The 13,796-nt window shown below is 67.1% G+C and carries 10 protein-coding genes; all 10 read right to left on the bottom strand.

Annotation, left to right across the window (positions count from 1 at the left end):
• Positions 1 to 36 precede the first annotated feature (36 nt).
• Entirely contained in the window at positions 37 to 1,494 is a 1,458-nt protein-coding gene (locus BACI348_RS09325; protein WP_159825180.1) for a glutamate synthase subunit beta, read from the bottom strand.
• Positions 1,487 to 6,100 carry a glutamate synthase large subunit gene (gene gltB, locus BACI348_RS09320; protein ID WP_159825178.1) on the bottom strand — a complete coding sequence of 1,538 codons (4,614 nt, stop codon included), beginning with the start codon at positions 6,098 to 6,100 and terminating at the stop codon, positions 1,487 to 1,489. The genes BACI348_RS09325 and gltB overlap by 8 nt, the downstream gene beginning before the upstream one ends.
• 263 nt (positions 6,101 to 6,363) lie before the next feature.
• A complete protein-coding gene (lgt, locus tag BACI348_RS09315; protein WP_159825176.1) occupies positions 6,364 to 7,518 on the bottom strand; it encodes a prolipoprotein diacylglyceryl transferase in 1,155 nt (384 codons plus the stop codon).
• A gap of 3 nt (positions 7,519 to 7,521) precedes the next feature.
• Positions 7,522 to 8,349, bottom strand: a complete 828-nt coding sequence (trpA, locus tag BACI348_RS09310) for a tryptophan synthase subunit alpha (RefSeq protein WP_159825174.1) — start codon at positions 8,347 to 8,349, stop codon at positions 7,522 to 7,524.
• Positions 8,346 to 9,674, bottom strand: coding sequence for a tryptophan synthase subunit beta (gene trpB, locus BACI348_RS09305; RefSeq protein ID WP_159825172.1), 1,329 nt, complete (start codon positions 9,672 to 9,674; stop codon positions 8,346 to 8,348). The genes trpA and trpB overlap by 4 nt, the downstream gene beginning before the upstream one ends.
• 121 nt (positions 9,675 to 9,795) lie before the next feature.
• Positions 9,796 to 10,617 (bottom strand): indole-3-glycerol phosphate synthase TrpC, encoded by an 822-nt coding sequence (gene trpC, locus BACI348_RS09300; RefSeq protein WP_159825170.1) that lies wholly within the window; start codon positions 10,615 to 10,617, stop codon positions 9,796 to 9,798.
• The gene (locus tag BACI348_RS09295; RefSeq protein WP_159825168.1) at positions 10,617 to 10,904 is read right to left on the bottom strand and encodes an HGxxPAAW family protein; all 288 of its coding nucleotides are present in this window, start codon (positions 10,902 to 10,904) and stop codon (positions 10,617 to 10,619) included. The genes trpC and BACI348_RS09295 overlap by 1 nt, the downstream gene beginning before the upstream one ends.
• A 104-nt stretch (positions 10,905 to 11,008) precedes the next feature.
• Entirely contained in the window at positions 11,009 to 11,665 is a 657-nt protein-coding gene (locus BACI348_RS09290; RefSeq protein WP_159825166.1) for a Trp biosynthesis-associated membrane protein, read from the bottom strand.
• Positions 11,665 to 13,227 carry an anthranilate synthase component I gene (locus BACI348_RS09285; RefSeq protein WP_159825164.1) on the bottom strand — a complete coding sequence of 521 codons (1,563 nt, stop codon included), beginning with the start codon at positions 13,225 to 13,227 and terminating at the stop codon, positions 11,665 to 11,667. The genes BACI348_RS09290 and BACI348_RS09285 overlap by 1 nt, the downstream gene beginning before the upstream one ends.
• A 147-nt stretch (positions 13,228 to 13,374) precedes the next feature.
• Complete coding sequence (gene hisI / locus BACI348_RS09280; protein ID WP_159829960.1) at positions 13,375 to 13,773, bottom strand: phosphoribosyl-AMP cyclohydrolase; 399 nt, start codon at positions 13,771 to 13,773, stop codon at positions 13,375 to 13,377.
• Positions 13,774 to 13,796 lie beyond the last annotated feature (23 nt).

The following is a 13,796-nucleotide window of genomic DNA, read 5'->3' as shown; positions in this document are numbered from 1 at the left end:
GTTAAGTTGTCGTAGAGGTGAACCCTCGGTGCAGCGCTAGAGGACGGCGATGGCGCGGTCGGTGGGCGCCACGGGTGCGGGCAGGATGGTGCTGCCCATCAGGTACTTGTCCACGGCGGCCGCTGCGGCGCGCCCTTCGGCGATGGCCCACACGATGAGGGACTGTCCGCGGCCGGCGTCGCCCGCCACAAAAACGCCTTCCGTGTTCGTCATGTAGTAACCGTCTCGGGACACGTTGCCGCGTCCGTCGAATTCGGCGTGGACCTGCTCCGTGATCCCGGCAGGCTCTGCGCCGGTGAAGCCCAGGGACAGGAACACCAGGTCGGCGGGGATGATCCGCTCTGTACCCGCCTTGGGCAGGCGCTTACCGTCGACGAATTCCGTCTCGGCAACCTTCACGCCGGTCAGCTGGCCGTTTTCGCCAACGAACTCCACGGTGGAGGCGAGGTAGGTCCGCTCGCCTCCTTCCTCGTGGGCGCTGGCCACTTCGAACAGCGTAGGGAAGGTCGGCCAGGGCTGGTGGCTGGCACGTTCTGCCGGCGGCTGCTTGCCGATGGCCAGGGTGGTTACCGAGGCGGCGCCGTGGCGGTGGGCGGTGCCCAGGCAGTCCGCTCCGGTATCGCCGCCGCCCAGGATCACCACATGTTTGCCCTGCGCGTGGATCTGGTTCTCAATGGACTCCCCCGCCACCACGCGGTTGGCGGGCACCAGGTAATCCATGGCGAAGTGGACACCGTTGAGGTCCCGGCCCGGGATGGGCAGGTCACGCGGAACGGTGGCACCGGTGCAGACTACGACGGCGTCATAGCGCCTGCGCAGCTGCTCCCAGGTCACGTCCGTGCCCACGTTGACGCCGGTGCGGAAGCGGGTACCTTCGGACTTCATCTGTTCGATGCGCCGGTCAACCTGCTCTTTTTCCATCTTGAAGTCGGGGATGCCGTACCGCAGCAGGCCGCCGATCTTGTCGTCGCGCTCATATACGGCCACGGTGTGTCCCACGCGGGTCAGCTGCTGCGCAACGGCCAGTCCGGCGGGGCCGGAGCCGACGACGGCAACGGTCTTACCTGTCAGGCGTGCGGGCGGCAGGGGGCCGACCCAGCCGTTGTCCCAGGCTTCGTCGATGATTGAGACTTCCACCTGCTTGATGGTCACCGCCGGCTGGTTGATTCCCAGCACACAGGATGCCTCACACGGGGCGGGGCACAGGCGGCCGGTGAACTCCGGGAAGTTGTTGGTGGCGTGGAGGCGCTCAATGGCTTCCTCGCCCTTGTCCCGCCAGGTGAGGTCGTTCCACTCGGGAATCAGGTTCCCCAGCGGGCAGCCCTGGTGGCAGAACGGGACGCCACAGTCCATGCATCGGCCCGCCTGGGCCTTCAGCGTGCCCTTTTCCTGTGCCTCGTACACTTCCTTCCAGTCCATGATGCGGACCGGAACGGGACGGCGCGGCTGGGTTTCACGCTGACGTACTTTCAAAAATCCGCGTGGATCAGCCACCGGTTACCTCCAGGATTCGAGACCACACTTCTTCGCCGTCGGGGTCAAGGCCCTCTTCGATGGCGTCGAGGCGGGTTTGCAGCACGGCCGCGTAGTCGCGCGGCAGCACCTTGGTAATGCGGGCGGCGGTGTCATCGAAGTTCTCGAGGAGTCGCGCGGCCAGCTGGGAGTCAGTTTCTTCAACGTGCTTGACCAGCAGGCCGTGCACGATGTCGCGGTCCTCGGCGTCCAGCTCGCGGAGCTGGAGTTCACCGGACTGCAGGGCGTCCTTGTTGACCTTGGCAGTGTCCAGGTCCAGGACGTAGGCGGTGCCGCCGGACATTCCGGCGCCGAAGTTGCGGCCGGTGCGGCCGATGATCAGCGTCTGGCCGCCCGTCATGTACTCGCAGCCATGGTCGCCGATGCCTTCGACGACGGCGGTGGCACCCGAGTTGCGCACCAGGAAGCGTTCGCCCACCTGGCCGCGCAGGAACATCTCACCGCTGGTGGCGCCGTAGCCGATCACGTTGCCGGCAATGACGTTGGTCTCAGCCTTGAACACGTTGGTGCGGTCCGGCCGGACAATGATGCGTCCGCCCGAGAGGCCCTTGCCCACGTAGTCGTTCGAGTCGCCGTACAGCCGCAGGGTAATGCCTGCGGGCAGGAAGGCGCCCAGGGACTGGCCGGCGGTGCCGCTCAGGGTCACGTCGATGGTGTCCGTGGCCAGGACGTCCGTGCCGAACGTCTTGGTGACCACGTGGCCCAGCATGGTGCCCACCGAACGGTCGGTGTTGATCACGTCAACGGAGATCTTGACCGGGCTGCGGTCCGTGAGGGCCTCGGTGGCCATGGTGATGAGCCGCTGGTCGAAGTGCTTGTCCAGCTCGTGGTTCTGGCCGGTCATGTTCCGCAGCGGGGCATCGTCGTCGAACTCCAGCCCGTGCAGGATCGGATCCAGGTCCAGGCCGTCGGCCTTCCAGTGGTCGATCGCTTCCCGGGCGTCGAGGACCTCGGCGTGGCCAATGGCTTCTTCGAGGCTGCGGAAGCCCAGCTCGGCGAGGATCTCGCGGACCTCCTCAGCGAGGAACTCGAAGAAGTTGACCACGAACTCAGGCTTGCCGGTGAAGCGGGCCCGCAGTTCCGGGTTCTGGGTGGCAACGCCCACGGGGCAGGTGTCCAGGTGGCAGACGCGCATCATGATGCAGCCTTCCACCACCAGCGGTGCCGTGGCGAAGCCAAACTCCTCGCCGCCGAGCAGCGCAGCGATCACAACGTCCCGGCCGGTCTTCAGCTGGCCGTCCACCTGCACCACCACGCGGTCGCGCAGGCCGTTGAGCATCAGCGTCTGCTGCGTCTCGGCCAGGCCGAGCTCCCACGGGACACCGGCGTGCTTGAGCGAGTTCAGCGGCGAGGCGCCGGTTCCGCCGTCGTGGCCGGAAACGAGCACGACGTCGGCCTTCGCCTTGGTCACCCCGGACGCCACAGTGCCGATCCCCACCTCGGAGACGAGCTTGACGTGCACGCGGGCCGAGGGGTTGGCGCGCTTGGCATCATAGATCAGCTGCGCCAGGTCCTCGATGGAGTAGATGTCGTGGTGCGGGGGCGGGGAGATGAGTCCGACGCCGGGGGTCGAGTGCCGCGTCCGGGCCACCCACGGGTAGACCTTCTGCGCCATCAGCTGGCCGCCTTCGCCGGGCTTCGCTCCCTGCGCCATCTTGATCTGGATGTCGTCCGCGTTGGTCAGGTAGAGGCTGGTGACGCCGAACCGGCCGGACGCGATCTGCTTGACGGCTGAGCGGCGCTTGGGGTCGAGCAGCCGTTCCACGTCCTCGCCGCCTTCACCGGTGTTGGACTTGCCGCCCAGCTGGTTCATGGCGATGGCCAGCGTCTCGTGGGCCTCCTGGGAGATGGAGCCGTAGCTCATGGCACCCGTGGAGAACCGCTTGACAATGCTGGAGACCGGCTCCACTTCCTCGAGCGGAACAGCGGGACGCTCATTCTTGAATTTGAGCAGGCCGCGCAGGGTCATCAGGTTCTGGGACTGGTCGTCCACACCCTTGGTGTAGGACTTGAAGATGTCATACCGCCGCTCACGCGTGGCATGCTGCAGCCGGAAGACGGTCTCCGGATTGAAGAGGTGCGGCTCGCCGTCGCGGCGCCACTGGTACTCGCCGCCGCCCAGCAGCGGGCGGTGGGGCTGCTCGATGCCGCCCTCGGGGTAAGCCATCTGGTGCCGCGCGGAAACTTCAGCCGCGATCACGTCCAGGCCCACACCGCCGAGCTGGGAGTGGGTGCCGGCGAAGAATTCGTCCACCAGCTCCTGGCCCAGGCCAAGTGCTTCGAACGTCTGGGCGCCGGTGTAGGAAGCCACCGTGGAGATGCCCATCTTGGACATGATCTTCAGGACGCCCTTGCCCAGGCCCTTGATGAGGTTGTAGACGCCGTCCTGCGGGGTGACACCGGTGACGTCGCCGGCAGCAATGAGTTGCTCCACGGATTCCATGGCCAGGTACGGGTTGACGGCGGAGGCGCCGTAGCCGATCAGGACAGCCACGTGGTGTGTCTCGCGGACGTCGCCGGCCTCGACCACCAGGGCGGTCTTGGTGCGGTTGGCGCTGCGCAGCAGGTGGTGGTGGACGGCGCTGACCAGCAGCAGGGACGGGATGGGTGCCCACTGCGCGTTGGAGTCACGGTCGGACAGCACGATGTACTGGACCCCGCGGTTGATCGCGCCGGAAACCTGCTCGCAGATCTCGGTGAGCCGGGCACGGAGCGCGTTCTCGCCGCCTTCGGGGCGGTACAGGCCGCGGACCTTCATGGCCACGCGGTTGCCGTCGGCGTCCTCGATGTTGGCGATCTTGGCCAGCTGGTCGTTGTTGATCACCGGGAAGGGCAGCTGCACCTGGGGCTGGCGGACCTGCTTGGTGTCCAGGAGGTTGCCGTTGGGTCCGATGGCACAGGTCAGCGACGTGACGAGCTCTTCACGGATGGCGTCCAGCGGCGGGTTGGTGACCTGCGCGAAGGACTGCACGAAGTAGTCGAAGAGCAGGCGCGGACGCTTGGACAGCACAGCCACCGGGGTGTCCGAACCCATGGCGCCGAGGGGCTCGGCGCCCGTGCGGGCCATCGGGCCGAGCAGGATCTTGAGCTCTTCTGTGGTGTAGCCGAAGGTCCGCTGCCGGATGTTCACGGACGCGGCCGTGTGGACCACGTGCTCGCGCTCGGGGAGGTCATTGAGGTCGATCAGGTTGTCCTTGACCCACTCCGCCCACGGGTTGGCGGCGGCCACTTCGGCCTTGACCTCTTCGTCGTCGATGATGCGGCCCGACTCGGTGTCCACCAGGAACATCTTGCCCGGGGACACACGGCCCTTCTTGACCACCTTGGAGGGTTCGACGTCGATCACGCCTACCTCGGAGGCGAACACGATCAGGCCGTCTTCGGTGATCCAGAAGCGGCCCGGGCGAAGCCCGTTGCGGTCCAGGGTGGCGCCCACGAGGTTGCCGTCGGTGAAGGACACAGCCGCCGGGCCGTCCCACGGTTCCATCAGCAGGGAGTGGTACTCGTAAAACGCACGCCGTGCCGGATCCATGGTGGCGTGGTTTTCCCAGGCCTCGGGGATCATCATCATGATCGAGTGCGTGATGGGGCGACCGGAGAGCCAGAGCAGCTCGGCAACCTCGTCGAAGGACGCGGAGTCGGACGCACCGGGGGTGCAGATGGGGTACAGCTCTTCCGGGGAGTCCCCCAGCAGCGGGTTGGCGAGCTGCGACTGGCGGGCACGCATCCAGTTCCGGTTGCCCTTGACGGTGTTGATTTCACCGTTGTGGGCGATGGTGCGGAACGGCTGGGCCAGCGGCCAGGACGGGAAGGTGTTGGTGGAGAAGCGCGAGTGGACGATCGCCAGCTTGGTCTTGAACCGCTTGTCCGAGAGGTCCGGGTAGAACGGCTCCAGCTGCGCGGTGGTGAGCATGCCCTTGTAGACGATGGTCCGGGAGGACAGCGACGGGAAGTACACACCGAACTTGTTCTGGGCCCGCTTGCGGATCCGCCAGGCGCGGGAGTCCAGTTCGTTGCGGTCCAGTTCCTCGCCGGTGGCAGATGCCAGGAAGGGCTGGGAGAAGTAGGGCATGCAGGCACGCGCCATGGCACCGACGAGGTCGGCGACAACCGGCACTTCACGCCAGCCGAGGACCTTCAGGCCTTCGTCGGCTGCGAGGCCCTCGATGCCGGCCTTGGCGGCGTCGGCTTCGCGCTGCTCGGCGGGAAGGAAGGCGGTACCGGCAACGTACTGGCCGGGGGCGGGAAGTTCGAACTCCGTGACCGCCCGGAAGAACTCGTCCGGGATCTGCATGAGGAGGCCTGCGCCGTCACCGGTGCCTTCGTCCGCGCCCACGGCACCACGGTGCTCGAGGTTGCGCAGGGCGGTGAGGGCGGCGTCCACGATGTCGTAGCCAGGCTCACCGCGGAGGGTGGCGATAATCGCAAGACCGCAGGCATCCTTCTCCTGCTCCGGGTTGTAGAGCCCGGCTGCCTCCGGCAAGGCCGCGAAGCGCTTGAACGGCGACATGGCAGCCTGAGGCTGATCCGGTTCAGACCAGCTGGGAGTGTGAAGAGTTTGGGTCATGGGAGACGTCCTTCCTCCTGATCGTGCGTATGGAAGGGACACCGTTGGCCCCACTCGTCGGGCGCCGCACATATGGGCACAACAAAGTGTTACTTACTGGAAATTGTAGGTCAGCGTGGCCTGCTGAACTAACAGTTACGCAGGCCCCTGCCCCGGGCAACACCAGCCAGCTGCTCTAAGCTGACCGGGGCGGCCCCGATGCCACGACGCTGTGGTGTTTGTGAGCTTCGAGCGGTGGCTCTGCTGCCCTGCCTGGCCGTGCGCTACTTTGCAGCGCCGGCGTCCGGCGCGGTTCCTGTGGCTGTGCTGCCGGAGCTTCCGGCAGCGGTTGCGTCCCGTTCCGGTTTGGGGCCGGCCGGCGCAGCCTCGGCCTCTTCCGTGGGAACGGGAGCATGCCGGGATCCGCTTTTGTTCTCAGGGAGATTATCACGCGCTTCACTATCTGAGACAACGGGGTCCGTATCACGGACCGAATCTGGCGTGCCTGTGACGTCCTTGCCGGCCTGTTTTTCCGCCGGTTCCCGGCCCGGAAGGTACACCGTGTCCGGCCCGGTCCGCTTCTTCAGCCCCAGCAGGATGAACGCCGTCAGTGCCGCCAGGAAAACGAAGATGCTGGTCCAGACATTCAGCCTGGTGGTGATGCCGAAAAGGGAAATCTGCTCGGCGTCGTCGATGCGCATGGCTTCGATCCAGACACGGCCCAGCGTGTAGTACATGGCGTAGAGCCAGAACAGCCGGCCGCGGCGGAAGTTGAACTTGCGGTCCAGGGCAAGCAGGATGACGACGCCGGCCAGGTTCCAGAGCGATTCATACAGGAACGTGGGGTGGAACAGGGTGTCCGCGGCAACTCCCGCGGGGAAGTTGGGGTTGTCTGCGTCGACCTGCAGCCCCCAGGGCAGGGTGGTGGGCCCGCCGAAGAGTTCCTGGTTGAAATAGTTGCCCCAGCGGCCGACGGCCTGGGCGAGCAGCAGCCCGGGCGCGGCAGCGTCGAGGAAGGCGCTGAGCTTGACGCCGCTGCGGCGGCAGCCGATCCAGGCGCCGACGGCACCGAGGACCACGGCACCCCAGATGCCCAGGCCGCCGCGCTGGATCTGCGGGATCAGCGAGAGGTCGCCGGTGCCGTCGAACCCGGGTCCGAAATAGGCATCCGGGGATGAGACCACGTGGTACAGGCGGCCGCCGATGATGCCAAAGGGAATGGCCCAGACAACAATGTCCCAGACGCTGCCTTCAGGTGCGCCGCGCTTTGCCCAGCGGACGGAGGTCAGCCACAGGCCCACCACAATGCCGGCCAGGATGCACAGGGCGTAAGCGTGGATGCGCAGCGTTCCCCATGGCAGTGGAATGTCGAATCCGGACCAGTCCGGGCTGGGAATGCTGGCGGGCACCAGGGCAGCGGCCTGAAGGAGCGTCTGCATGGATCAGGCTTCTTCCCCGGCCAGGCCGGTTTCCCTGGCCAGGCCAGTGCTGAGGTCCTTGGTGAGGGCGGCGACGCCGTCCACGCCGCCGTCGCCCAGGGTTTTCACCAGGGCGGTGCCCACGATGACGCCTTCGGCGTAGGCAGCGATCTCGCGGACCTGCCCGGCGTTGGAGACGCCGAGCCCCACGCACACGCGCTCGGCGCCGGCAGCATGTGCTGCGGCCACAACATCCTTCGCGGCGGAGCTCACCGATGAGCGGGCACCGGTGACGCCCATGATGGACACTGCGTAGACGAAGCCCCGGCTGGCATCCACGGTGCGCTGCATACGTTCGGTGGTGGAGGACGGGGCCACCAGGAACACCCGGTCCAGGCCGTACTTGTCCGAGGCTTCCAACCACTCGGCTGCCTCGTCGGGGATCAGGTCCGGGGTGATGAGCCCGGCTCCGCCCGCTTCGGACAGACGCCGGGAGAACTCATCCACGCCCATGCGGATGACCGGGTTCCAGTAGGTCATCACCAGGACGGCGGCGTCGGTCTTGCTGGTGATGCCGGCCACCACGTCGAATACCTGGCTGACGCGGAAGCCCTTGGCCAGCGCCTCCGTGGTGGCTGCCTGGATGACCTGGCCGTCCATGACGGGGTCGGAGTACGGGATGCCGATTTCGATCAGGTCGGCGCCGTTGCGGGCCGCTGCGATGCCGGCGGCAATGGATTCCTCCACGCTCGGGTAGCCCGCCGGCAGGTAGGCGATGAGGGCGGCACGGCCTTCAGCGCGGGCCTTGTCGATGGCCGCGGCCGACTTGCTGATGGTCTGTGCAGTGCTCACAGCTGCTCCCCCTCTTTGCCGATCTCCGACTCGGCGGAATTCTTGTCCAACAGGTCGAACCATTCGGCTGCGGTGGCCACGTCCTTGTCGCCGCGGCCGGAAAGGTTCACTATCACGATCTTGTCCTCCGCGGTTTCGCCGGCGGCTGAGGCCTCGTCCGCCAGCCGCTGGCCCACCTTGATGGCCCCGGCCAGGGCGTGCGAGGACTCGATGGCGGGAATGATGCCTTCGGTGCGGCACAGGAGCCGGAAGGCTTCCATGGCTTCGGCATCGGTGATGGGTTCGTAGCTGACCCGTCCGATGTCCGAGAGGTAGGAGTGCTCCGGGCCGACGCCCGGGTAGTCCAGGCCCGCGGAGATGGAATGGGACTCGATGGTCTGGCCGTCGTCGTCCTGCATGAGGTAGGAACGGGCGCCGTGCAGCACGCCGGGCTTGCCGAGCGTGATGGTGGCTGCGTGCCGGCCGGTGTCGACGCCGTCGCCACCGGCTTCGAACCCGTAGATCTTCACTGACGGGTCGTCGAGGAAGCCGTGGAAGATGCCGATGGCGTTGGAGCCGCCGCCGATGCAGGCACACACGGCGTCCGGCAGCCGGCCGGCCTGGTCCAGGATCTGGGCGCGGGCTTCCTCTCCGATGACTTCGTGGAAGTAGCGGACCATCGCCGGGAACGGGTGCGCACCGGCGGCCGTGCCCAGGAGGTAGTGGGTGTTGTGGACGTTCGCCACCCAGTCGCGGAGGGCGTCGTTGATGGCGTCCTTGAGGGTCTGCGAGCCGCTGGTCACGGGGATCACGGTGGCACCCAAAAGTTCCATCCGGGCAACGTTCAGTGCCTGGCGCCGGCAGTCTTCGGCCCCCATGTACACCACGCATTCGAGACCCATCAGGGCGGCTGCGGTGGCGCTGGCCACGCCGTGCTGGCCGGCGCCCGTCTCAGCGATGACACGCGTCTTGCCCATGCGCTTTGCCAGGAGCGCCTGGCCCAGGACGTTGTTGATCTTGTGGGAACCGGTGTGGTTCAGGTCCTCGCGCTTGAGAAAGATGCGGACTCCCCCGGCATGCTCCGAGAAACGCTTCGCTTCGGTGAGCAGCGAGGGCCGGCCGGAGTAGTTCTTGTTCAGGTCCGCGATCTGGGCCCGGAAGTCGGGATCGTCCTTGGCCTTGTCGAACGTCTCTTCCAGCTCGTCCAGGGCGGCAATGAGGGACTCGGGCATCCAGCGCCCCCCGTAGCTGCCGAAGTACGGCCCCGGGGCGTGCTTCAGGGAGCCGCCCTGCAGGAATGCTTCGGCGGCGTTGTTGTCAGCGTTTCCTGAAGGTGCGTCGGCCATCAGTCCCGTCCTGTTCCAGTTGATCGTTCAGTAAGTGTGGTGGTGCGGCCCGTGGGCCGGACCAGTATCCGCCAGGCGGCAGGCAGCCCCCGTCCGCGCTTCCGTGTCCAGGGGCATTGCGTCAGCCTCGGGCGGCGATGGCGGCTGCCCCGGCTGCCGTGAACTCCGCGATCCGCTCGCGCGGGGTGGAGTGGCTGACCAGGGCCTCCCCCACCAGGACGGCGTTGGCGCCGCTGGCGGCGTAGTGCGCCACGTCTTCCACGCCGCGGACGCCGGACTCGGCGACCACGAGCGACTCAGCCGGAATCAAGCCCGCCAGGGACGCGAAAACGGAACGGTCGACGTCGAGCGTCTTGAGGTTTCGCACGTTCACTCCGATGATGCGGGCCTGGGCCGCGACGGCGCGCTCGATTTCCTCTTCGGTGTGCGTTTCCACGAGCACGTTCATGCCCAGCTCCCGGCTCAGCGCCGAGAATTCGCTCAGTTGCGCGTCTGAGAGTGCCGCCACGATCAGCAGGATCAGGTCCGCGCCGTGGGCGCGGGCTTCCCAGATCTGGTATTCGTCGAGCGTGAAATCCTTGCGGAGCAAGGGCACGTCCACGGCGGCGCGCACGGCGTCCAGGTCCGCGAGGGACCCCTTGAAGCGGCGCTGTTCGGTGAGCACGCTGATAACGGAGGCCCCGCCGTCGGCATACTGCCGTGCGAGGGAAGCGGGATCGCCGATGGCTGCGAGGTCACCCTTGGACGGGCTGCGGCGTTTGATCTCCGCTATGACTTTCAGCTGCCCACGCGTCGGTGACGTGCCGCCGAGCGCAGCCCAGGCGTCGCGCGCGGGTGCGGCGCCCTGGGCCAGGTCCTTCAGTTCAGCCAGGGAAACGAGGCGTTTCCGGGCGTCCATATCCTCCCTGACACCGGCGTTGATGTCATCGAGAACAGTTGCCATCAGTGGCCGGAGTTCTTGAGCTTGCTGCCTTCGACGCCGTAGCCTGCCTTGCGCATGATGTAACCGAGGATGAGGCCGATGACCATAACGCCGGCTCCGGCGATGAAGATGGGCGTGCTGGCGATCACGAAGGCGATTGACGCGATGAGTGCGCCCACCAGCATCACGATGACGCAGGTCCAGGCCGCGGGGCTGTTGCCGTGGCCGAGTTCCTGGCTGTGGTCAATGGCGCCGGGGGCCACCGTGCGGGTGCCTGACTTGGAAACGGACGCAGGTGCTTTGCTCATGGAAAATCTCCTCAGGGTGGATACTGCTTACATTCTGCCATTTTTTGGCTGCCAGCCGGGTATCGGCGGTCCCGCCGGGCGGGCCGGGGAAGCCAGTGGCCTGTTTACGTGGGGTCGTCTCCGCGGGAGAGCCGGTCCCAGCTGTCGATTTCGTCAACGGGTCCTGACGTTGCGGCCGCGCCCCCGGCGGCCCGTGCGTCATATTTGGTCCGGGTGTTCCAGTACCGGCTGGCCGGAATGACCAGCAGGGCCGCAAGGGCCAGCAGGCATCCGGCGACGACGGCGAGGACCGGGAAAGCGCTGACGGCCACCTGCGCCTGGCTGCCCGTGATGCCGGTGGCGGCAGCGATGGACCCTTGGGCTGCTGCCAGCGGATCGGCCAGGACGGTAGCGGCGGCGGCCACGATGCCTGCCGAGGCCAGGAGGATAATGCCGGTGATGATCCACCGGGCGATCCGGCCCGCGATGGCTGCTGCCAGTCCGCCGGCGAGGGCCACGAGGGCCAGCGCGGTGACGGCCGTGGCGGCTTTGCTGCCCTGCACCTCCAAAGCTGTCTGGGCGGCACCGGCGTGGCCCACCTGGTTGGGATCCAGTGTCACCGTCATCCATGTTTGGGTGGTGGTGCCGAAAACCGCCAGTGCCAGGACTGCCACCAGCAGGACCAGCGTGGACTTGCGGGCCCACGCCGGGGTGGCCGGCCGCTTCCCCGGCGTCCCCTCCTGCCCGGCTGCCGGTTCGGCGTTCCGGGGGCCACCGGGCATCAGGAGTCGGTCCTGCCGGGAAGTGAGTCCACGGAGATGTCCTGCAGTGAGCCGGCGGTGTGCACGGCGCGGAGCGGGGCGGCGGCCTTGTTCACGGTTTCGAGGGCTTCGGTGGGGTTGACCGAATCAGCCACGATGCCGCCGCCGGCCTGCACGTAGGCCCGGCCTTCGCGCAGCAGCGCGGAGCGGATGGCGATGGCCATGTCCATGTCGCCGGCGAAGTCGAGGTAGCCCACAACGCCGCCGTAAATGCCGCGGCGGTGCGGTTCGAGCTCATCCAGGAGCCGCAGGGCGCGGGGTTTCGGGGCGCCGGACAGGGTGCCGGCCGGGAAGGTGGCCTTCAGCACGTCATAGGCCCTGGCCCGCGGCGAAAGCTGGCCCACCACAGTGGACACCAGGTGCATGATGTGGCTGAAGCGCTCCACTTCCATGAACTGAGTGACGTCCACCGTCCCCGCGACGCACACCTTGGAGAGGTCGTTGCGCGAGAGATCGACGAGCATCAGGTGCTCGGCGCGTTCCTTCTGGTCCGCGAGCAGTTCCTCGGCCAGGGCCTTGTCCGCTTCCACCGTCTTGCCGCGGGGGCGGGAGCCGGCGATGGGGTGCGTGATCACTTCTTCACCGGTGACGGTAACGAGGGCTTCGGGTGAAGAACCCACGATGGAGTATTCCCGGCCGTCTGCGTCTTCGAGGCTGAAGATGTACATGTACGGGCTGGGGTTGGTGTTGCGCAGGACCCGGTAGACGTCCAGCGCTGAGGCGTTGCACTCCATTTCAAAGCGCCGGGAAATGACCACCTGGAACACGTCGCCGTCCACGATGGCCTCCTTGCCCCGGTCCAGGGCGGCCAGGTACTCGGCTTCGTCCCAGCGTTCCCTGACGCTGGAGGCAAAGTCGAGCGCGGCGGGGGCCAGGATTGAGACGGGCTGGGCCACCGGCGTGCTGACCTTGGTGAGCAGTGCCTTGACCCGGGCGACGGCGTCGTGCCAGGCATCGTCCACACGCTCGGAGCTGTCATCGAAGTTGATGGCGTTGGCGATCAACAGCACCGTGCCGTCGACGTTGTCGTGGACGGCCATGTCCGTGACGAGGTTTAGTGCCATCTCCGGCAGCTGCAGGTCATCCTCCGGCGGGCTGACCAGGCGTTCCCAGTGCCGTACCGTTTCCCAGCCGAGGAAACCCACCAGGCCGGACGTAAAGGGCGGCAGGCCATCGAACCTGTCAGTGCGGAGTGCTTCGATGGTGTCGCGGATGGCGTCCACGGGGCTGCCTCCCACCGGCACCCCCACCGGCGGCTCCCCCAGCCAGTGCGCGTTGCCGTCCTTGGTGGTCAAGGTGCCCCGTGAGCGCGCGCCGATGAAGGAGTAGCGGGACCAGGCCCCGCCCACGGCTGCGGACTCCATCAGGAACGTCCCGGGCTGGCCCTGGGCGAGCTTGCGGTACAACCCGATGGGTGTCTCGGCGTCGGCGAGTACTTTGAGCCGGACAGGGATGACGCGGCTGTGGCCGGCCAGTTCCCGGAACTCCTCGAGGCTTGGGCTGATGGTTCCAAGGTCCTGCATGGCTATGCTTCTCCGCCTGTTCTCATAGGGGCTTGTTCTGGTGGAAGCCGGTTCACGTCGACGCCGGTCCGGCCGGTGCCTGCCGGGTTTCAGGGAATGACCTGGCTGCGGTTCGGCAGCAGGCCGGAAGTGGCAGGGAGGAAATCCTCAGACTGCCTGGCCTGTGGTGACGGCCAGGTCCCTGCCGTCAAAGCAGGTGCGGGTGCCGGTGTGACACGCGGCGCCTACCTGGTCCACGCGCACCAGCAGTGCGTCGCCGTCGCAGTCCATGGCGACGGACTTAACCCATTGCACGTGCCCGGAGGTGTCCCCCTTGCGCCAATATTCCTGGCGGGAGCGGGAGTAGAACGTCACGCGGCCGGTGGTCATGGTGCGGTGCAGTGCTTCGTCATCCATCCAGCCCAGCATCAGCACCTCGTTGGTGTCGAACTGCTGTACGACGGCGGCCACCAGGCCTGCGCTGTCACGCTTCAGTGCCTCGGCCAGGCCGGACGGCAGCGGGCTGCCCGCAGGCGCGGCGGCAGGAGTTCCGGCCGGGCCAGGCAAGGGTGTTGCGGGCGGGGCGGAAG

This window comes from Arthrobacter sp. 9AX (genome assembly GCF_902506095.1).
Taxonomy (GTDB): Bacteria; Actinomycetota; Actinomycetes; order Actinomycetales; family Micrococcaceae; genus Arthrobacter.
Note: the sequence above shows the minus strand (reverse complement) of the source record. Positions and strands in the feature narration are given on the sequence as shown.